The sequence below is a fragment of the Streptomyces sp. NPDC020299 genome (genome assembly GCF_044387825.1).
In the GTDB taxonomy this organism is placed as follows: Bacteria; Actinomycetota; Actinomycetes; order Streptomycetales; family Streptomycetaceae; genus Streptomyces.
Map to the genome: position 1 here is coordinate 50,696 of NZ_JBIRWL010000001.1, position 20,778 is coordinate 71,473.

At 66.6% G+C, this 20,778-nt stretch carries 12 protein-coding genes and 1 pseudogene; 2 read left to right on the forward strand and 11 right to left on the reverse strand.

What is annotated here, in order from left to right; genetic code table 11:
* Window positions 1-341: 341 nt before the first annotated feature.
* A complete protein-coding gene (locus ACH45E_RS00240; RefSeq protein ID WP_361455863.1) occupies window positions 342-806 on the reverse strand; it encodes a hypothetical protein in 465 nt (154 codons plus the stop codon).
* A gap of 44 nt (window positions 807-850) precedes the next feature.
* Window positions 851-2,092, reverse strand: a complete 1,242-nt coding sequence (locus ACH45E_RS00245; RefSeq protein WP_399039661.1) for an RHS repeat domain-containing protein — start codon at window positions 2,090-2,092, stop codon at window positions 851-853.
* 374 nt (window positions 2,093-2,466) lie between these two features.
* Here ACH45E_RS00245 and ACH45E_RS00250 point away from each other — a divergent pair, with 374 nt between their 5' ends.
* Window positions 2,467-5,493, forward strand: coding sequence for an RHS repeat-associated core domain-containing protein (locus ACH45E_RS00250; RefSeq protein WP_361455866.1), 3,027 nt, complete (start codon window positions 2,467-2,469; stop codon window positions 5,491-5,493).
* 760 nt (window positions 5,494-6,253) lie between these two features.
* Here ACH45E_RS00250 and ACH45E_RS00255 read toward each other — a convergent pair.
* Window positions 6,254-7,738, reverse strand: coding sequence for a hypothetical protein (locus ACH45E_RS00255; RefSeq protein ID WP_361455869.1), 1,485 nt, complete (start codon window positions 7,736-7,738; stop codon window positions 6,254-6,256).
* Window positions 7,739-7,768: 30 nt separating this feature from the next.
* Here ACH45E_RS00255 and ACH45E_RS00260 point away from each other — a divergent pair, with 30 nt between their 5' ends.
* Window positions 7,769-7,936, forward strand: a complete 168-nt coding sequence (locus tag ACH45E_RS00260; protein ID WP_361455872.1) for a hypothetical protein — start codon at window positions 7,769-7,771, stop codon at window positions 7,934-7,936.
* A 624-nt stretch (window positions 7,937-8,560) separates the two neighbouring features.
* Here the strand turns inward: ACH45E_RS00260 and ACH45E_RS00265 are convergent.
* The 8 genes and pseudogenes from ACH45E_RS00265 to ACH45E_RS00300 form a co-directional block, all read right to left on the reverse strand.
* Window positions 8,561-9,991, reverse strand: coding sequence for an amidase (locus ACH45E_RS00265; RefSeq protein ID WP_361455875.1), 1,431 nt, complete (start codon window positions 9,989-9,991; stop codon window positions 8,561-8,563).
* Window positions 9,975-11,222 carry an MFS transporter gene (locus ACH45E_RS00270; protein WP_361455878.1) on the reverse strand — a complete coding sequence of 416 codons (1,248 nt, stop codon included), beginning with the start codon at window positions 11,220-11,222 and terminating at the stop codon, window positions 9,975-9,977. Before ACH45E_RS00270 ends, ACH45E_RS00265 begins: the two co-directional genes overlap by 17 nt.
* A gap of 8 nt (window positions 11,223-11,230) precedes the next feature.
* On the reverse strand, window positions 11,231-12,121 hold the full coding sequence (locus ACH45E_RS00275) for an alpha/beta hydrolase (protein WP_361455881.1): 891 nt from the start codon (window positions 12,119-12,121) through the stop codon (window positions 11,231-11,233).
* 70 nt (window positions 12,122-12,191) lie between these two features.
* Window positions 12,192-12,581, reverse strand: coding sequence for a RidA family protein (locus ACH45E_RS00280; protein WP_361455884.1), 390 nt, complete (start codon window positions 12,579-12,581; stop codon window positions 12,192-12,194).
* Window positions 12,578-17,155 (reverse strand): amino acid adenylation domain-containing protein, encoded by a 4,578-nt coding sequence (locus tag ACH45E_RS00285; protein ID WP_361455887.1) that lies wholly within the window; start codon window positions 17,153-17,155, stop codon window positions 12,578-12,580. Before ACH45E_RS00285 ends, ACH45E_RS00280 begins: the two co-directional genes overlap by 4 nt.
* A gap of 6 nt (window positions 17,156-17,161) precedes the next feature.
* Window positions 17,162-18,766: a condensation domain-containing protein gene (locus tag ACH45E_RS00290; RefSeq protein WP_361455890.1), complete on the reverse strand. Its 1,605-nt coding sequence runs from the start codon at window positions 18,764-18,766 to the stop codon at window positions 17,162-17,164.
* An 84-nt stretch (window positions 18,767-18,850) separates the two neighbouring features.
* Window positions 18,851-19,651, reverse strand: coding sequence for a non-ribosomal peptide synthetase (locus tag ACH45E_RS00295; protein WP_361455920.1), 801 nt, complete (start codon window positions 19,649-19,651; stop codon window positions 18,851-18,853).
* Window positions 19,625-20,570 (reverse strand): annotated as a pseudogene (locus ACH45E_RS00300) (AMP-binding protein); the annotation flags it as partial. The pseudogene ACH45E_RS00300 and the gene ACH45E_RS00295, both read right to left, overlap by 27 nt.
* Between the last annotated feature and the right edge of the window lie 208 nt (window positions 20,571-20,778).

The window sequence follows — 20,778 nt, forward strand, 5'->3', positions numbered from 1 at the left end:
ACGGCGAAGGCGACGTAGGTGCCGAGGGTGAGGCCGGAGAAGGTGATGAGCTGACGGGGCTTGAGGCAGGTGAAGGCAGCGTGCATGCCGATGCCGGCGACGACCGCGTACGGCGTCGTCTGTGGGATGAGCAGCGCGGGCGGCAGCGCGGTCTCCGCCCAGGCCGCCTCTCAGCAAGCCAGGTCAGGTGTCACCCAACTCTGCAGAAGTCCCAACAGCACCCTCATTGGATCTGCACCCAGTGGAGTTGGCGCAAGGAATTCAGCACTCAGGACAAGCAGAATGGGTCCGTCAGATGCTGACGGACCCATATGCAGGATCGAGACTAACGAGTTCGATGTTTAACTATTCTCCTCACCGCCTGTCACTGCGAAAACGGGCCTGAGCCAGATCGACACCAGATCACCATTTTCGATGCCCAGGACAGTTCCGCTGGCGATCTGGACGAAGTCAGCGTCGGTGACATCGCCCTGTTCGATGGTGATCCAACCTGAGGACGGATCACTTGAAACATGCCACCTGCCTCCAGGGATTTCGTAAGAAACCCCGGGCTCGAAGGGATGGTCCGACGAAATGCGTACGCATCCAGGGGAAATCCGTGGAGCTTTCAGCTTGGATACCGTGCCCCGAACATTCGGGAAATATCCCCATGCGAACAGGACTTCGCGGGACTCAATATCGACTTCGAGTTGAAGTGTGTCGATCAGTACGCTCGTCACTCCCTTTGAGCCGAGCCTTTCGCTCAGCGACTCTCCGCTCTTCGCGCTGAAGGAGAATCCGTACTCGGACTCATCGTAGGTGAGCACGCCCTCAAGTGGAGACCCGTCATGGGTGGAGAATTTCATTTCGACTAGCCCTTCGCACTCTTGAAGAGGAAGTGGACGATCTTGTTCGAATTTGTGTCAATGTTGAGCTCCCAGATCCCGTTGCTTCCGTTCATCGATCCGGGCGATCTCCACTCGACAACTCCGGCAGCTCCACGGGAATCCATCCTGGGTGCAGTGGCTTCCATGATTTCCTGGAGGAGCAGCCCATTGTTGCCGTTCATGTAGGGGCGTGCCGCTTTACCGAAGTTGGGTGCTTCGATGTCCCGAGTTCCGGCGATGTCCCAGGTGTGATTTTCAACGGTCTTGGTCATCCCGAGACCACGAATATCAGTCTTGGTTCCGGCTGCGGGGAGGAGTGCAGAATTCTCTTCCGGGAACTTTCCACCGAGGGCGAGGAGGGGGGCCATGCCACCGTTGTCCCACGCTGCCTCGTAGAGAGTGGAGTCAGTATCTGCTCCAGCGTCACTCGCCCATTTGTCGTAGGTCTCCTTCGTTTCTTTGCTGGCGCTGCAGGAGTCCGAATCGAACCAGCAGAATGGATTGGCGAGGTCACTTACCTCGTCAAGGCTGTAGGCAATGCCGGCCAAGTGACCGAAGGCGTTCGTTTTAAGGCTACTGCCCTTCTTCACCGGGGCCGGATCCGGCCCCTTCTTGAACACAATCCTCGCTGAGGAACGTCCTCCGTCGGTACGGACGGTGACGGTCATGGTGCCGCTTCCTGTACCGCCACCTGCCTTCTGGTACACAAAACTGTGGCTATAGGTCTGGGTGGAGTGGTATACCCAGGTCCCGTTAGGACCCATCGTCATCCAGTCCCGGTAGCCGCCGCCGTGGCCATCGCTGCACCCCTGCTCGCAGTCCGTGATCGGCCGCAGGCCAGTGGGGTCGGACAGGGTGACGGGGGTGTTGTTGGCGTAGGCGTAGCCGTTGAGAGACTCGTGGTCCTCGGGAGCGAGGACGGGGTCGACGGACAGGAAACGGCCGGTGGCCGGGTCGTACTCCCGGGCTCCGATGTGGGTGAGTCCGGTGTCGGCGTCGGCGGGTTTACCCAAGAAGCCCTTGTCGTCGGGCCAGGCCCCAGGTGTCGCGCCGCGGGCCTCTCCGAAGGGCTTGGTGTAGCGGCGGGTGACGGCCTGGGTGGTGGCGTCCACCGTCATAGAGGCAGTGCCGTGGTGGTCGTCGACCATCCAGGACAGGCCGGTCTCGGTGCGCAAGCCTTCGTCCACCAGGCGGGCGTACGCCTCCGCGGCCACCGTACGCGACACCGACAGTTCCTCGGCGAACGCAAAAGGGCGAGTGCTCCCTGCAGCGGAAGAACGCGCGAGAGCGAGGACGGCGATAGGTGAAGACCGATCGCTGACGTGGTGACTTCGTCGATCTGACGGACCACGAAGCGCGGCACGCTCGTCCGGTACTCGCTGTAGTCGAGGCGGTTCCACACCTCCCAGGAGTGGTGGGTGCCGTGCGCCGGGTCGTTGGGGTGGTGGTCCCAGGAGCCGGACCAGGGGCAGCCGGTCGGGGCAGTGCGGGTCACACAGTCCGAGGGCTGCTCGAGCAGCGGGCGCACGCCAAGAACGCCACGTCCGGCAAGACGGCCAAGCCGGCCGGCGCCGCGGCGGACACGGGGGTGCTGAACCTGATGCCCGAGGGGCAGGGCGACGTGCCCTGGCACCGTTACACCAGCTTCGCGATCACGGACGCGCTGTCGGCGAAGATCGACTACTCGACCGGCAACCTGATGCTGACAGCGACGGACTTCGACCTCGCCGGCGTCGGACAGCGCCTCCGACTGGCGCGGACGTACAACTCGCTGGAGGCACCCTTCGGCCGGGTGTCACAACGCTGGTGGCAACAGTACGAGCGCTACCTGTCCATCTCCAGCAGTGAGGTGATCTTCTACGACGCCTCCGGCGCGACGGTCCGTTTCGCCAAGAACAGCGACGGCTCCTTCACCACCCCGAAGGGCTACTCCGAGGAGCTGAAGAAGAACTCCGACGGCACCTACACGCTGACGAAATGGAAGTCGGGCTCGAAGGAGACCTACGACGCGAGCGGGACACTGACGAAGGCCACCGACCGCAACCACGGCACCATCACCGTCACCCAGAACGCCGGCGGCGGCTTCAAGCTGACCGAGACCCGCTCCGGCCGCTGGATCGACCTGAACAAGGTCAGCGCCACCCTCTGGCAGGCCAAGGACAGCACCGGCCGCACCGCCGCCTACGGCCTGGACGCAGCCGGCAACCTGACGACCACCACCGACACCGAGGGCAAGAGGGTCACCTTCGGCTACGACACCTCCGGTCGCATCAGCAAGATCACCACAGCGGAGGGCCGCGTCACCGTCTTCACCTACGACGACACCAATCGCGTCACCTCCATGCTGCGCGCCACCGGCTTCAACGCCTCCGGCGATACCGGCCCGACCTGGACGTACACCTACACCAGCGAGTCGGCGACCGCGGCGGGAACGACCACCGCCAAGGACCCCGAGCTGCACGCGACGAAGTACGCCCACGACGCCGACGGCCAGGTCACCGACGTGACGGACGCGCTCCAGCACAAGCGTTCCACGAAGTTCGACGCCAACCACAACATCGACACCGCCACCGATGCGATGAGCTCGGACACCACCCCGGGCAACGTCACCGACTACGGCTTCAGCAACCGCAACAACCTCGAATCGGTGAAGGCCCCTACAGGCGGCACCACCTTCAACCACTGGCAGACCGTCGCCGGCGGCGACGTGCCGTCCGACCCCACCAACGCCGACGGCGAGAAGACCACCTTCACCTACGACACCGCGGGCAACACCAAGACGGTCGCCCAGACCGGTACCGGCGGCGGCAACGTCTCCTACGACTACAACCCCGCCACCCCGACCTGCGGCGGCTTCGAAGGCCAGCGCTGCGCGCAGAAGACGAAGATGACGTCGTCGAAGACGGTGGAAACCGACTTCCACTACGACGCCAAGGGCAACCTCGAGTGGGCCAAGCCTCCGGCGCCGCTGACGAAGACGACGTACACCTACGACGACCTCGGCCGCACCAAAACCGTCACCGACGCCCGCGGCGTGACCATCACCTACACCTACGACAACCGCGACCGCATCCGCACCGTCACCTCACCGAACACGGTGCAGGTCGAGTACGGGTACGACGGTGACGGCAACCTCGTCAAGCGCACCGACGGCACCGGCACCATCTCCTACGAGTTCGACCCGTTGCAGCGCGAGACGGTCCGCCACCTCCAGGACGGCTCGCAGACCCTGCTGGCCTACACTCCGGCGGGCAACGTCGACTACTACCAGGACCCGGCCGGGAAGGTCGACTACACCTGGAACGAGGTCAACAAGCTCAGTGAACTGAAAGACCCCCAGGGCGCGGTGACGACCTACAAGTACAACGACAACGACGTCCGCACCTCCACCACCTACCCGGGCGGGACGGTGCAGAAGGTCGACCCCGACAACTCCAGCCGCCCCAAGAAAATCAAGGTGACCTCCGCCCAGGGCACCCTGGTCGACCTGGACTACACCTACGGCTACGGCACGAACGCAGCCACCGACGGCAGCAAGATCCGCACCATGACGGACAACGTCACCGGCCGCAAGCGCACCTACACCTACGACGGCGCGGGCCGCTTCTCCTACGCCAGCGAGGTCAAGGACGGCAGCACCGTCGACTCCTGGCAGTACTGCTACGACCTGGCCGGCAACCTCACCTCCCAAGGCACCGACCAGGGCTGCCCGCGCACCACCACCTACACCTACAACGACGCCCAGCAGCTCACCAGCAAGTCCAGCTCCAGTGGCACCTGGTCCTACGACCCGATCGGCAACGAGACCGCCGGCGCGTCCACCGACGACTACCTGCGCACCGGCGAGACCTGGACCGACCACTCCCAGATGTCGTCGATCACGGTCAACGCCAAGACGTATGCCGGGCAGTACGCCTCCACCGACCAGAGCGAACGCATCCGCCTCGGCGACACCTACTTCCACAACGGCCCCCTCGGCCTGTCGGCCAGGACAACCGGCGGTGTCGACATGGGCTTCGACCGCGAGCCCGGGGGCACGTTGAACTCCATGACGATAGGGGGCAAGAGCTACTACTACCTCACCGACGCGATCGGCTCGGTGATCGGCCTGGTCGACGTGGACGGCAACAAGGTCGACACCTACACCTACAGCCCCCGCGGCGTCCGCCTGCTCGCCCAGTCCAGCGAACCGGTCGACCAGCCCTACCGCTTCGCCGGCAACTACCAGGACCCCACCGGCCTCTACCACCTCCAGACCCGCTACTACGACGCCAACATCGGCCGCTTCACCCAACCCGACCCCTCCGGCCAAGAGGAGAACCCCTACCTCTACGCCGAAGGCGACCCCGTCAACCGCATCGACCCCAACGGTCTTTCGGCGCTGGGCACGCTGGACGGGATCATCGGAAAGATCGGAGACACCAAAGACCTCTACAACATCGGCCAGGACTTGTTCTCCGGCGATGTGGTGGGCGCGGCCAGGGGAGCAGCCAGTCTGGCGGGCGGAACCGTCGTCGGCGCGGTGTGCGAAGCGGCTACGGGGCCTGAGTCCGGTTTCTTGTCCACGGCCGGCTGCTTCGCCGCAGGAGCCAATACCTCTGCCGGTATCGAATCATGGCTTTCGTGAATCCTGCACATTGATGACGTGCGGTGGAAAGGAATGGAAATGATCAACCAAGAGTCAGGCCGAGGCGTCACCAACCGGTCACGGGGCATGGCAACGCTCGCATGCGTAGCCCTGGCTGTGTACCTCCTGTGTGGTGTGGTCGGCAGCGTCGGCGGCTCTGGGATGAAAGAGGCCTGGCTCTACCCCCTTCCTGTGATCGTCACTGTCACTCTGGGTATGGCCGTGGTCAGGTACCGGCGAGGATGACCGTCCGAAGGTGGCGGGAAGCCGTTCCCCGCAAGAAGCGCTGAAGCGGCTGCAACAGACCAGGCAAGGGGCCCGGCGTGAATCGCTGGGCCCCTGCTGACGACCCCGACGAGCGGCTGCGGGACCTGGAGGCGGAGGCGTTGCGCACCGGTCGGAGGCTTGCGGAGCACAGCGAGCAGCTGGCGACGATCCGTGAGCAGCAGCGCATGGCGGGCCGACCGAGCTGCCCGGTGTGGTCAGGACTCGATGAGACTGGGCGTCGGCGAGTCCGCGACGCTATGGGACAGAGCCTCCTACGGTTCGCGACATGACAACAGTGATCTTGATGTACGACCCGGCCCACGGGCGGACTCTCCACCGAAGCAACAGAAGGAGAGATACTGCGGGAGGCCGGTTGGAGCTACCAGCTGACCGACGACTTGGACGATCGAGGAAGGCGCATCGCGCGGGCGTACATGGACTGACCCGCGCCGGACGAGGGGGCCGTCCCACAGGCGACGGCCCCCTCAAGGGTTCAGGGCCTGCCGCTGACGTATGCCTGCCGCGCGACGACCAGAGCACGCCACCGGTCACGGGTGAGTTCTTCGCCATCGAGCCATCGGGCTCCGGAAGCCTGATCGAGGGGCATGTCGGCCATGAACTGGGCGATGTCGACGAAGTAGGCGTGATCTTCGTCGGACGTCTGTTCTCGCAGCCGGGCGAGCGTGGCGTGCAGCGCGGTGTGGTCGTCAACGACGGCCTGGTGAAAGGCGCAGGCCAGCTCGATCGTGGGTGTCAGCGAGGCCAGGCCCGCGATATCGAGTTCGGTGCGCAGCGTAGCGATCTGGTCATCGACGCTGTCACTGCCGGCATCGCGGATGAGTTCGGCCCGGTGGACGTTGATGGTGGTGGCGCGCAGGTTGAGGCCGGCCAGGAGCTGGTGGGCGAGGTCGATTTCCGCAGTGGCCTGGTCGGGGTCGTAGAGAGCGATGGCGAATGCGCGCAGGGCCTGGTTGTGGGCGGCCTCGCCGGCCTTGCCGTGCTGTTCGGCTTCGGTGCGTCCGGCGAGGTAGGCCGCGGCGGCACGCTCGGGTTGGCCTTGAAGCCAGTACAGGTCACCCAGCACGCGTTGGTGGCGGCCTTCCCAGCCGAGATTCTGGGCGGCGGTGAGGGCGGTGGGGAAGTCGCCGGCCAGGCGTGCGGCGTGGGCCAGGCCGCGGCGGGCGGCCGGGGCGAGGCGGCCGCCCTGGTCGGCAACCTGCTGGTAGTCGCGGCGGGATTGGGCGGCTTGGCCGGTGTCGCGCAGGGACTTGGCCCGGTAGTAGAGCGCCATCTCCTGCAGGTCGGCGGGCAGCAGGTCGGCCTCGAGGACGGCGGTGAGTCGGCTGACGGTGCGAGCGCGGTGCTCGTGCTGGCGGCGGGTGAGGGTGCTGAGGAGTTCCACGAGGGCGTCGGCGGGCGTGCCGGGCATCGGGGTGCCGGGGGCGGGTGGGGTGACCGGCTCCCAGACGGAATCGCCGACGTAGGTCCAGGCGGCGTCAGTGAGCCAGTCGAGGTCGAGGTTGTGGTCCCGGGCGATGGCGAGACCCTGTCGCAGGCAGCCCACGAGGAGCCGGCGGTCGCGGCTGCTGCCGGCGGTCCACTGCTCGCCCAGCGCGGTGAGGGTCCGCTGGGCGGCCTGGTGCCAGTCGCGTGGAGACCAGCGGTCGTCGGCGTGATCGTCGGCGTCCCGGAGGGTGGAGCGGATCAGCCCATGCAGGTGGTAGGGCCACAGGCCGAAGGGGTCCTGCCGGACGAAGGGGCGTTCGATCAGGCGTAGTGCCGGCGCCTCGTGGGTCAGGCCGGCGGCTCGCGCGGCGAGCGGCAGGTCGAAGGCGTCGAGCAGGGACACGGAGCGCAGCACGTGCCGCTCGGGCGCGGTGAGGTCGGAGAGGGTGCGGGCGATCAGGGCGGGGAAGTCGTGGTCGAAGTCGGCCGGGGCGGGGTGACGGCCGGTGCGGCGGATTTCGAGGAACCGCATCACCGACAGGTCGAGGTAGAGCGGCAGGCCGTGGGAGCGGTCGGTGATGACCTGGCGGATCTCCTCGCTGATGAGCGGTTCGCCGTCGCGGGTGAGGCGGCGGGCGAGGTGGTCGTCGCAGTCCTCGGGGGAGAAGTCGCCTTTACCGACCTTCGTGACGTTCGGATTGTCTTTGACCTGCGCCGGGGCGTCGCGTGAGTGTCCGGGACGTCGTCCGGCGCGATCCCGATGTCAGACCGTCGCCTTATGTTGGCCCGATGACTCGTGACGCGTTCGAGTAACGGGTGGTGGCGGCCGTCAATATCCGTCTGGCGAAGGTGGAGTTTGACGGTGCTGGCCACAGTGGCTGACCGCAGCCCGTCCCGTGAGTTTGTCGTGACGACAGGCGGTGATCTCCGAGGTCCGCCCGGGCTGACTGCGGAACCCCATACAAGCCGGTCCCGGTCGTCGGTGAGCGCGATCACGAGCAGACCGTGGCATTTACTCTTGCCCGAGTAGTTCTTGCGGTTCTTGGCCCGGGTGCATATCAAGGAGCCATCCAACAGCACCACCCCGCCGCCCTTTCGGGCGATCTTCTTCAGGGCCCGGTCCAGGCTCGGCGTGCGGGCGGCGAGCAGGCCGACGACCTCCCGCACGCACCGGCTCACAGTGGTGCGGTGCACCTCGTTCCCGCTGGCCAGACCGCCGAGCCCCTGGTCACAGTGCAGCACCGTCGGCACGAGGCAGGCGATTTTCCCCCTCGACCAGTCCTCGCGGGCTGTCCTTCTCGCATGTTCGCGTCCGCACGCCAGGCCGTGCCTCTCCCGCATGCGTCGGTTCGCTTCACCAAATCGGTGGCTGTCTCAGTTGCCACGAGCAGACCGATTCCAGTTGGGCGGCAACGGACAAGAGCAGGGCGTCTTCACCTCGATGGGCCGCCAGCATGACACCGACCGGCAGACCGTCGTGTGTCCAGTGAAGCGGAAGGCTCACCGCCGGCTGGCCGGTCACGTTGTAGAGGCAGGTAAACGGGGAGTGAGCGACCATGGCCGCGGACTCCGCCGCCGGGTTTGTGTCGTCCCGCAAGCCTCCCACCGGCAGTGGTGGCGCCGCGAGCGTAGGCGTCAGCACGATGTCGAATTCGCCGAAGTGCGCCACTGTGCGCTCGGCGATGGCCCGGAATTCCTGGAGGGCACGGACAAAGTCCGCGCCGCTGTGCGCGGAGCCCTGGGCGCGCAGGTGCCGGGTCAGCGGAAGGAGTTCCTGTTCCTGTTCCCGGGGCACCGTACGGCTGGCGGCGAGCACGGACCATACGACCGGGAAGGCACGGCCCAGCGCCCCATCGGCGATGAGCTGGGCGGGTACGACGACGTGGCCGAGGCCGTCCAACAGAACTGCCGCTGACTCGAGCGCTGCCTGGCAGTCGGGGGCGATCGTGACTCCCGGCACCGCGGGCGTATCGATGAGGGCCACCCGCAGGGAGTGTGGCACTTCTCGACTGTGCGCACGGAAACTCCGCCTCTGCGAATGCCGCCGCGAGGGCCGCCGTTCACGGGGACGCGGCGTGGCGACTACGTCGAGCAGAGCCGCGGCATCCTCGACGGTCCGGGCGAGCGCTCCGCTGGTGGTGAGTCCACTGACGTCGTGTGCCGTGGGCCCGGCGTGGAGGAGACCACGGCTGGGTTTGAAACCCACCAGGCCACATGCCGAGGCGGGGCCGCGGACCGAGCCTGCCGAGTCGCTGCCGTGGGCGATCGAGGCCAGCCCCGCCGCCACCGCTGCGGCGGATCCGCCGCTCGAACCGCCGGCCGAGTGTCGCAGGTCCCACGGGGAACGGGCGGGCGGGACGAGACGGTTCTCCGAGTGGCCGGACAGCTCGAACTCCGACAGGTTCGTCTTGCCCAGAAGGACGGTTCCGGCGTGACGCAGCCGCTCGGCGTCGTAGTCGTCGTGGGGAGCCGGGTGCGCGGCGAAGCAGGGTGAGCCGAATGACGTCGGTACCCCGGCCACGTGGCAGGAGTCCTTCACCGCGATCGGTACACCGTGCAGGGGCCCGAGTACGCCGTCGCCGCGCCGGGCACGATCCGCCTGTCGTTGTGCCTGTGCGGCCTGCTCAAGGGCGAGTTCCCCGGTGACCGTGACGTACGCGCCGATCTGTTTGTTGTGGGTTTCGACGCGTCGCAGGTAGTGCTCGGCCAGTTCGACGGCGGACAACTGCCCGTCCGCGATCAGCTCCGCCTGGCGCAGCCCGCTGAGGTCATGGAGTTCCGACATGACGGCTCCGGTCGTTGGTCGTCGTTGTCCGCGCCTTCGGCTGCCTGGGCGCTCGCCGAGTGAGCAGGTGGATCTGGGTGCCGATCACCAGGGCGGCCAGTACGCAGCCAGCGACCACGTATCCGGGGCCGAAGCCCAGGGTGGACGTGAGCGGGCTGGTGAGCACTGGGGAGAAGAACTGGCCGATGAAGGTGAAGAAGACCCTGGTGCCGATGACACGTCCCTTGGCTTGGGCTGGCGCCAGGACGAACAGCCAGGTGTTCAGGTTGGTGATGGACAGACCGAGGGACGCGCCCAGAAGCACCAGAGCAGGGACGACCAGGGAGTATCCGGAGGCAAGGCCCAGAACGACGTTGGCCACGGCGGAGCCTGTGAAGGTGAGTACGAAGATCTGCTCGTGGCTCAGTCGCCGTTCGAGCCGTCCGTAGACCGTGGAGGCAGCGGCCCAGGACAAGCCGACCAGGGAGAGCAGGGCGCCGGCTTGGGCGCTTCCCCCACGGGTGAGCTGCTCCAGGTAGAACGGCAGGTGGACCGGCACCATGAAGTAGATGACCATGTTGAGGAAGAGCAGGAAGTAGACCCAGCCCATGGCGCTCCAGCGCACGGGGCCGGGCCGCGTCCTCTGGACGGGCTCGGCGGCGGACGCCGGTGCGGCGCTGGCCCGGGCAGTACGCGGTTCGTCGATGAGCAGAGCGACAGCGGGGATCAGCAGCAGACCGATGCTGTAGATCATGAACGGCCAGTGCCAGCCCGCGAGTGCCAGCAGCCCGCCGGTGAAGACGAAAAGGACGTTGCCCAGCGCCATGAACAGTGACTGGCGCCCCATCAACTTGCCCAGGCCGCCCTGCTTGGCGTAGTCCGAGATGAGGACAGTGGCGCAGGTCGCGACGCCCGAAACGGCGATACCGAGAAGAAACCGCGACACCATGATCGCGTACAGGTTCTCCAGGAAGGCGCCGGCGCAGCCGGCCGTTCCGTAGCAAGCCAGAGCGATGAGGAAGAGCCGCTTGCGGCCGGAGCGGTCGACGATGGCGCCCATGACGGGAGCACACACTCCTGCGGCCAGCGCTGGCAGCGTCAGCGTGAGGCTGACCAGGAACTGGGCGTGGGGAGTGTGTGCGAACCGTCTGAGCATCTCAGGCAGGCTCGCCGCGATCGCTGTGGTTCCGATGATGGTGATAGAGCTCGCCGACATCAGTGTCAGCTCGCGCAGTCCGGCCCGGATCTTCATGGTGTGGGCTACCTCGCCGTCAACGTGCTGACGAACGAGACCATGTGCTGGGCGAGCAGCTCCGGCTCGGCGAACTGCACGGCGTGCGGGGCGTCGATGAACTCGATGACCGGAGGGGCCTCTGTGAGGCGCTCCCGAAGGAGGTCGGCGACGGCGATGTGGTCGACGAGACGGTCCTCGGTGCCGAGGACGGCAAGGGTTGGAAGGGCTTCCAGCCTGTCCAGGGCCTCCCACGACCAGGCGGCAAGTTCGCCCCAGACGGTCACTGTGCTGTCTGTCACCCGACGCAGGGTGAGCTCGTCCTCGGTCGCGAAGGACAGCCACTTCTCGTCGGTGGTGAAGTCGGAGGGCTGGAGTGGAACGGGTACGTAAGCATGCTCCGGATCGGGAGAGATCCCCAGCTCGGCCACGGTTCCGCGAACCGCCGCGGTGCTCATCCGTAGGACGTCCGCGTAGCGCTCGCCGAACACGAAACCCGGCGAGACCATGAGCAGGCTCTCGATCTTGTTCTCCGGCAGCAACTCGGCTGCGGCAATGCAGGCAACCTGGGCCCCAAAGCACCAGCCGGCCAGGTGGACCCGCTCGTAGGAGTCCGCGAGATGCCTGATCAGTGCGGTGACGTCGGCGATCTCCCGTTCCTTCGACGGAAGGTGACCGCGGGTGTCCCGGTTGAGGCCCGAGCCGCGGCGGTCAACGGCCACGAAGGTGAGTTCCGGTGCCAGTTGCCGTACGGCATCGGCCAGAGGGGCCTGCCACAGGGAGTGGCTGACTCCGCCGTGCAACAACAGGATGACGTCGCCGCCCTGTGGCTTTCCCCAGCGCCGGGCATGAGTGAGGTAGCCGTCGGACTGCTGGAAGACGTCGACCGCGTCTTCCGGGGGCAGCAGGGTTGTGCTCATGGCGTCCTTCCGAAGGGGTTCGTGGGCAGCTGCGGCCCGGAGGCCGCGGCTGGAGGTCTCGATGAGGGGGTCAGGCCGTCTGTTGGAACGCCCACGCATCGATCTCGACGCGCAGTGTCGGGGCGGCCAGGGCGCTGACATACAGGAGCGTGGTGGTGGGCAGGTGGTCTCCGAAGAACTCGGCGACCGCGGTGCGGCGTGCCGCCGGGTCCACGTCGCCGACCAGGTAGAAGGTCAGCTTCACTAGGTCGCTCACCACCATGCCGGCGGCGTCGAGGTTGCTCCGAAGGTTCTCCAGGGCGACGCCGATCTGCTCGATGGGGTCCGATGGCACGCTGCCGTTTTGCCGCATGCCGATCTGCCCTGAGAGCACGAGCCAGCGGCCGGGGCCGCTCACTTCGATCTGATGCGTGTACTCCGCGACCGGAGCGTGGACGTCCTGTGGATTGCGGCTGATCATTCGGTCTCCGTCTTCGCTATGTGGTCGAGCACAGCGCGGTACCGCTCGGCCAGTTGGACCAGATCGTCCTCGCCGACCTGCCGTCCGTCGGCGTTGAGGGTGAGGATGATGCGCTCCTGGTGGATGTCGTGCCCGACGTTCGCCAGCACCGTGAACTGGGTGTGCTCGAACCATTGCACGCCGCGCAATGCACCGTGCCGAGCCACTTCCGCGTACGAGTCGAACTGCGTGTAGTTGAACGCGGTCGGAGCGATGCGGCTCAGGCCGAGATCACGTTCGATGTCGGGCAGAGGGTAGCGCCGGTGGGGCAGGGCGCGGCGCTCGTGTGCGAAGGTCTCGGCGGCGAGGGCCGGCCAGGGCAGGCCGGTGGTGTCGACCCGTACCGGGGTGAAGTTCAGGAACAGGCCCAGCGTCTCGTCGCTGCCCTCGTCCTCGAGCCTGCCGCCGGTGAACACATGGGTGGTGACGGTCTCCTGGGCGTTCAGTTCACACAGCACGCCCAAGTGGGCAGCGAGCAGGACGTGCTTGAGCGGGATGCCCTCTCGCTGTGCCAGCTTCCGAAGCGCCTCGTGCGTGGCGGGCGCGACGGTCAGCTTGGTCTCGCTCCACCGCGCGGGCTGCCCCGGCCCTGTCGGCGGTGCGATGGGCAGAGGCTCGTACGTGACGCCGTCCAGGTAGCCGGACCAGAAGCGCCGGGCTTCGGTTGAGGCACGGTCCGCGCGCTCCTGGGCGACGAAGTGGCGGTAGGGCAGGGCGGTCGGCCGGACGCCGCTCTCGGATCCCCGGTGCAGGGCGGAGGTGTAGAGCTCCACAAACTCCCGGATCAGCAGTGACAGGCTCCAGCCGTCGATGATCGCGTGATGGAAGCTCAGCGAGAGGATGAACTCGTCCTGCATGAGCCGGTGCGCGGTGAAACGCATCAGCGGGGGCCGCCGCCATTCGAAGCCGGTCGCCTTCTCCGCTTCGAACCACGCGTCGTAGGAGGCCTGTCGTTCGGTGGCGTTCTGCGCGCTCAGGTCCACGACACGGACGTCGGCCTCGACCCGCTCGTGCACCAATTGCAGGGGCTCGGGCCTGGCATCGAGGTCGAATTCGGTACGAAGGGCATCGTGCCGGTCGATCAGGCGCTGCAGGCACGTCCGGAGGGCCTCGGCATCGAGCCGAAGGCCGAACCTGTAACCGAAGACATCGTGGTAGAGGGCCTGACCGGGATCCGCCTCGAAGCGCCGGATCATGACTGTCTGGATGGCGGTGGCCGGGTAAGCGTCCACGATATGGGCAGGGAAGCCGCTCCGGGGGCTGCCCGCGAGGCCGAAGGCCTCGGTGCGGACCGGCTGCACGGGACCGTTGTCGCCTGTGCCGACGCCTTCCAGGTGCGCGGCCAGGGCGGAGGCGCTCGGGTGCGCGTACAGGTCGGAGAGCGACACCTTGACACCGAGGCGACGGATCTTGGCCACGACGCGGATCGCGCTGATCGAGTCCAAGCCGAGGCGGGTGAACTCCTCGTGCTCGCCCACCCGTTCCAGGCGGAGCGCTTCGCCGACGACCGAGCAGATGTCATTTATCAGCTGGGATGGGGCGTCGATGGCCTCCGCGCCTCGAGGGGTGTCGGGAGCGGCGGTGTGCTGCGCCGCGTCTAGAAACGCATCCAGGTAGCGGGTGACCAGCACGTCGGGCACGGCTGCCGAGTCGTAGTTGACGGTGAGGGTCATGGCCCCCGTGAAGGGGTCGCGGGCGGCGTGGACGACAAAGGGGAAGTTCGTCTGCTCGAAGTAGGACGCCCCGGTGATCGAGACCGCGGGAGTGTGTGTGTTCGTGGCACCGGTGGTGCCGTAGATGCGGAAGTCGGTGAAGTTGAACACCGTGTCGAATAGTTCACCGGCGATGCCGTCCTCGCGGGCGTTCCGGATAATCTCGGAGAGCGGGTACCGGCGGTGCGGCAGGGCGGCCTGCTCGGCCGCGAAGGCGGAGCGGAAGGCATCGGCCCAGTCCCCTGCCGCGCTCCGGGCCGCGACGGGCAGCGTGTTGAGGAACAGGCCGACGGTCTGTTCGCCGCCCTCCGCCTCGGGGCGGCCATTGACAACCATGCCTGTGAGCGCGTCGCCGCGTCCCGTCAGCCGCGCGAGCGTGTCAAGGTGAACGGCGAGGTATCCGCTCTTCACCGGTACGCCGAGTCCGTCCGCCGTGCGACGCAGCGCCGCCGCGTGTGGCTCGGGAACGATCCGGGACTGCGAGGCGGGGCGCGTCGTGTGCGGCGCGGAGATGGTGCCCGCGAGGAGCGTGGGAATGTGTCCGGCCAATGTCCGGGACCAGAACGTCCGGTGCGTGGTATCTGCGAGTGCCTGCTGCTCGAGCAGCACATAGGCGCTGTAGGGCAGCGGGTCTGGAGCGGCGGCTTCGGCCGTACGGCCCTGCTCCAGCAGATCGGCGTAAGCCGACCGGATCTGCTCGATGACCAGAGACACACTCCAGCCGTCGAGCACGGCGTGGTGGAAGCTGATCGTCAGGGTGAAGTTGTCCTCGGACCGACGGGTGGCCCGGAACCGGACGAGGGGGCCCTTCTCCAGGTCGAAGTCGCGGGTCTTCTCCTGTTCTGTCCAGGTGGCGAGCTCCCTGTCCTGTTCGGCCGGAGGCAGGCCGTCGAGGTCGGTGATCTGGACGTGTGGCGCGAGCGTGGAGAGCACGACCTGCAGCGGCTGGCTGTATCCTGCAAGGTCGACGTGGGAACGGAGCTGTCCGTGCCGCGCGGCGACCGTGGCGACGGCCGAACGCAGGGTTTCGGGGTGCAGCCTCGCTCGGATGTCGTAGGAGAAGATGTCGTGGTAGACGGACGAGCCTTCGTGCCGCATGGAGTGGTAAACCATGCCGGCCTGCAGACGCGTCAGTGGCCAGGCGTCCTGCGCTTCGGCCGGAAGCGCGTTCCGGTCGGAGGACGTGAGCGTGCAGAACGGGATCCGGGAGTTGGCGGCGGCCTTGGCGTCGCCGTCCTGGCCGTCGCTGCCGCTCGTCGCGTCGAGGTAGGACGCCAGGGTACGGACGGTGGGATGGCTGAAGATGTCCTTCACCGCGATGCGGTGACCGGCCGCCCGCAGGCCGGAGGCGATTCGGATTCCCTGGATGGAATCGCCGCCGAGCTGGAAGAAGTTGGCGTCGACACCGAAGTTCTCGACCTCCAGCACGTCCGCCCAGACGGCGGCCACGGACCGCTCGTGCGGGGTGGAGGGCCAGTTGCTGCCCTCGGCCGACGCCAACCGTTCCATCGCGCCGGGGGCCTGGCTCGGGTCCGGCAGAGCCTTGCGGTCGAGCTTGCCGTTGGCGCTCAGCGGAATCTCGGGGATCTCGATGTACCACTGGGGCACCATGAAGTCCGGGAGCTGTTCCCTGAGCGCCTTGACGGCCTGCTGGGAGTCGAAGCGGGAGGCGGCGACATAGGCCACCAGGGCCTGCGTCCCCTGCTTCTCGTGCAGGACGACTGCGGCGCCGCGGACGCCCGGCAACTGGCGCAGTGCCGCCTCGATCTCGCCGAGTTCGATGCGCAGGCCATGCAGCTTGACCTGGTTGTCGATGCGTCCGAGGTATTCGATGTTGCCGTCGGGTAGGAAGCGGGCCAGGTCACCGGTCCGGTAGAGGCGCTGGTCCGGTACGTCCTCGAAGGGCCCTTCGACGAAGGCGCGGGAGGTCAGGTCGGGCCGGTTGTGGTAGCCCTCAGCGAGGTTGACGCCGCCGATGCACAGTTCGCCGGGGACGCCAACCGGCTGCAGGCGCAGTCGCTCGTCGACGACGTAGAGATGGGTGTTGGCGATCGGCTTGCCGATCGGGACGACCCGGCCCGGGTATTCAGGGTCGGCCGCCCAGTAGGACACGTCGATAGCGGCCTCAGTGGGCCCGTAGAGGTTGTGCAGTTCGCAGTCGAGTACGGCGGCGAAGGCGGCCACCGAAGTGTGCGGCAGCGCCTCTCCACTCCAGAACACCCTGCGCAGACTCCCGCACGTGCGGCGCAGCACGTCCTCCTGCTCCAGGAAGAGTGTGAGCATGGAGGGCACGAAGTGCAGTGTGGTGACCCGGCGTTCAGCGATCAGCTCCGCGAGGTACTGCGGGTCGCGGTGGCCGCCGGGTTCGGCGACGACGATGCGGGCGCCGGTCATCAGCGGCCAGAAGAACTCCCAGACCGACACGTCGAAGCTGAAGGGCGTCTTCTGCAGGACTCGGTCGTCGGAGGTCAGTGGGTACTGCTCCTGCATCCAAGAGAGCCGGTTGTACAGGGACACGTGCCGGTTGATCACACCCTTGGGCCGGCCCGTGGATCCGGAGGTGTAGATCATGTAGACCCGGTCGTCCGGGAGCAACGCGGGGCGCACGGGTCCGTCCGAGGGCTCGGTGATGCTGGTGAGTTCACCGAGAGTGGCGGAGCGGGCCCCGATGCCGTCGAGCGTGGGACGGAACTTGTCCTGCGTGAGGATCAGGGGCGCCGCGCTGTCCTCGACCATGTACCGGACGCGATCAGCGGGGTAGTCCGGGTCGATGGGCACATAGGCGAGCCCCGCCTTCACGACGGACAGGAGCGCGATCACCATGTCCAGCTAGCGCTCCATGAACACGCCGACGAACCGTGCGGAAGCCTTGTCGCCCTCCCCGTCGGTCCTGCCGTTCGTCAACGGACCCAGGGAGCGGGCCACCTTCTCGGCCGCGGCGTCCAGTTCGGCGTAGGTCAGCGTGCGGTCGCCGAACTCGACGGCGACGGCGTCCGGAGTGCGCGCGACTTGATCCTCGATGGCATCAATGACCGTGGTCCCGTCGTACTGCGTGGCGGTGTCGTTCCACTCGCGCAGGATCACGTCCCGCTCGTCGTCCGGCAAGACAGACACCTGGTCGACCTTGGTCTCTAGGTCGATGAGGTTCTGTGCCGTGTGTACGAAGCGGCGCAGATAGCGCTCGATGCTGCTCGGGTCGAACAGGTCGGTATTGAACTCGGCCTCGATCTCGAGGTCGTCGCTGTCCTGTGTGACGTAGAGCATCAGGTCGAACTTGCTGGCGACACGCTCCAGGTGGTGCGGGCGCGCGGTGAGACCCGAGCCGAGCCGCAGTTCCTTCCGCTCGCCGAGCAGAGTCAGCATGGTCTGGAACACCGGGTTGTGGCTGGGGTCTCGGGAGACGTTGAGCGCGTCGAGCACCTTGGGGTAAGGCGCCTCCTGCAGTTCCAGCGAGTGCAGCAGGCTGTCCGCGGAATGGGTGACCAGCTGCCGGAAGGACAGGCCGGGTTCGACGGAGAAGGGTACGGCGACGGTGTTGACGAAGCAGCCGACGGTGCTCAGGTCCCGCACCTCGGGCCGGTTCAGGACGGTGGTGCCGATCGTCACCTCCCGCTGGTCGCTGAGGCGTGACATCAGCAAGGCGTGTACGGCCATCAACACGGAGAAGTCGGTGCTGTCGCACTCGTTGGCGCAGCGATCGAACAGCGGCTGGAGGGTATGCCGCGGGACCACGAGCCGGCGCGTCGCGCCCCGGTATGTCTGCTCCGCGGGCCGAGGGCGGTCCGCGGGCAGCTTCAGCAGTTGGGTCCGGCCGTCCAACGACGCGCGTAGCGTCGCGATCTGTTCGTCGTAGGCACCTTGGGCGAAGCGCTGGCGCTGTCGGCGCGCGTAGGCCGTGTATGAAGGGGCCGGCTCCACGGACGGCTCCGGCTCATGCCCTTCGGCGTACTGAGAGCTGATCTCATCGAGGAGGAGGCCGAGACTCCATCCGTCCACGACTATGTGATGAGCCGTCAGCCCAAACAGCGTCTCCTGCGGAGTGACACGTGCGATCAGCCCGCGCACGAGCGGGCCGCGTGCCAGGTCGAACGGCCGCTGGTACGCATCGTGCACGGCCTTGGCCGCCTGCAGCCGAGCCGCGTCGACGTCGGTCGCACTGGTCAGATCGAGGACTTCTACGACTGCTTCCGTCGCCGGGGCGTCGTCACGCACCACGGCGCGCAGACCATCAGGGGTCTCGGTGAAGACCGTACGAAGCGCCTCGTGCCGGGCGACGACACGACAGAACGCGTCGCGCAGCCGACCGGCGTCCAACGCGCCGTTGATCGTGAAAGCGAGCGACTCGTTGTAGACCGGCTCGGAGCGGTCGGAGACCTGCTCGATCAGCCAGAGGCTCTCTTGGATGTACGACAGGGGGGCGAGCGCTTCGCTCATGGAGGGAGGCTCCTCAAAGCACGTGTCAGCGCTGCGCCGCTCAGGCGCAGGCCAACGAAGATGCGGGATGTGGTTCCGGGTGGGTCAGCGCGCGGCCGCAATGGCGGCGATAGTGCGTAGCCGGAACAGTTCCTTGGGGGTGATCACGATGCCCTGCTCTCGGGCATGGGCGATCATGACGAGTCCGGCCATGGAAGTGCCGCCGAGCTCGAAGAAGTCGTCGTGGGGGCCGACTTCCTCGGACAGTGTTCGCTGCCAGATCTCGGTCAGCTTGCGCTCCAGCTCGCTCTCGCCGGCGACGGCTCGGCCCGCTCCCGGCTGGGGTGATAGCCCCGTCAGGAGCGTCGATACTCCCTTGGCCAGGGCCGACTTATCGAGCTTGCCGTGCGCGGAGTGGGGGAAGACGGCCGTCAGCCGGAATTGCTGCGGGATCATATAGGAAGGCAGTCGTTCGGCGAGGTGCCGGCGCAGGTCGGCAAGGTCGAGCGGAGGCTTGTCGGCTGCGGCGTCCGGCTCCTGGCCGAGTCGCAGGTAGGCGACCAGTGTGGTCGACGCGTGGTCTGCGGGGCAGACCACTACCGCGGCGTCCTCGACGCCGGGGTAGTGGCGCAAGGTGGACTCGATGTCGCCGAGTTCGACTCGCTGCCCATTGATCTTCACTTGTTCGTCCTGGCGGCCTGCGTACTCGAAGACGCCGTCGGAGTTCCGGCGGACCAGGTCTCCCGTCCGGTAGAGCCGTGCCTGATCGGCACGGAACGGATCCGGCACGAAGGATCGTGCCGTGTGCTGGGGATCGCCGAGGTACCCGCGGGCAAGCGCCGGCCCACCCACGAAGAGTTCACCGACCGTCCCGTCCGGCACGGGGGCGAGAGCGTCGTCGAGCACGTGCAGGATGACGTTGTCGACGGGACGGCCGATCGGCACGGACGCGTATGAGTCACTGGGAGAGCAGGTCCAGGCAAGGATCTGCACGGACGTCTCGGTGGGGCCGTACAGATTGACCAAAGGCACGGGCAGGGTGTCGTGGAAGCGCCGTTGCAGGTCACGCGGGAGAGGCTCACCGCCGCAGAAAACGTGGCGCAGGCTCGAACAGTTCGCGAAGTCTGGATGGTCGAGGAGATGACGCAGCATCGATGGTACGAGCTGAAGCGTCGTCACGCCGTGGGTGCGGACCGCGTCGACCAGATACTGGGGATCGCGGTGCCCTCCCCGTTCAGCCATGACCACCGTCCCACCGACAATCAGCGGGAGAAATAATTCCCATACCGATGCATCGAAAGTGGAAGGTGTTTTCTGCAGCACTCGATCTCGCTCGGTGAAGCAGTACTCACGGGCCATCCAGGTGAGCATGTTGGAAATTCCTCGATGCTCCAGTCACTCCCTTCGGAATTCCTGTCGACCCAGAAGTGAACAGCGCGTATATCGTGTCGCCGAGCTGAACGGGTCGCTCGAGTACTTCGGTGAACCCATCCCCCGTCGCTTCTCTGCGGGCCTGTTTCACGTCAGCGTCGGAAATTATGATCTTGGCTTGGCATTGCCGCAGAACGAGGTCACGGCGCGCCGCAGGCGTGTCGGGATCGAGCGGAACATAGGCCGCACCTGATCTGATGACTCCCAGAAGGGCCACCAGGAGGTTGAGCGGGCGGTCCGTCCGCACTGCGACGAGGTCTCCGCGGCGAACACCGCGATCACGCAGTAAAACGGCGAGCGCTCGGGAGTCCCGCGCTAGTTCACCGTAGGTACAGTTCGATAACACCGGGTAAATCCCGCCCTGAGTGCATGTCTCCATCCCCCGAATCAGCATGCCGTACTTAATTTCATCACTCACATTTTCGATCGATCAAAGATTAGAGGCACCTTGATCGCGGATGCAAATGGATTATGCGGACTGGCTGGTTTTGAACCCTGACGACGATGTCGTAAAAATGTCGATGAATACGCCCAGGTCGGAAGTAGAGTCGCCCTGCAGAGTGACGTCTTCCGTACTGAGCACCGTCATGCATCCACCCCGC

What these genes read in the sequence shown, in the direction of transcription:
- ACH45E_RS00250 (WP_361455866.1), top strand. Translation starts at nt 2,467, where the DNA reads ATGCCCGAGGGGCAGGGCGACGTGCCCTGGCACCGTTACACCAGCTTC.
- ACH45E_RS00255 (WP_361455869.1), bottom strand. Translation starts at nt 7,738, where the DNA reads ATGCGGTTCCTCGAAATCCGCCGCACCGGCCGTCACCCCGCCCCGGCC.
- ACH45E_RS00265 (WP_361455875.1), bottom strand. Translation starts at nt 9,991, where the DNA reads ATGTCGGAACTCCATGACCTCAGCGGGCTGCGCCAGGCGGAGCTGATC.
- ACH45E_RS00270 (WP_361455878.1), bottom strand. Translation starts at nt 11,222, where the DNA reads ATGAAGATCCGGGCCGGACTGCGCGAGCTGACACTGATGTCGGCGAGC.
- ACH45E_RS00275 (WP_361455881.1), bottom strand. Translation starts at nt 12,121, where the DNA reads ATGAGCACAACCCTGCTGCCCCCGGAAGACGCGGTCGACGTCTTCCAG.
- ACH45E_RS00280 (WP_361455884.1), bottom strand. Translation starts at nt 12,581, where the DNA reads ATGATCAGCCGCAATCCACAGGACGTCCACGCTCCGGTCGCGGAGTAC.
- ACH45E_RS00285 (WP_361455887.1), bottom strand. Translation starts at nt 17,155, where the DNA reads ATGGTGATCGCGCTCCTGTCCGTCGTGAAGGCGGGGCTCGCCTATGTG.
- ACH45E_RS00290 (WP_361455890.1), bottom strand. Translation starts at nt 18,766, where the DNA reads ATGAGCGAAGCGCTCGCCCCCCTGTCGTACATCCAAGAGAGCCTCTGG.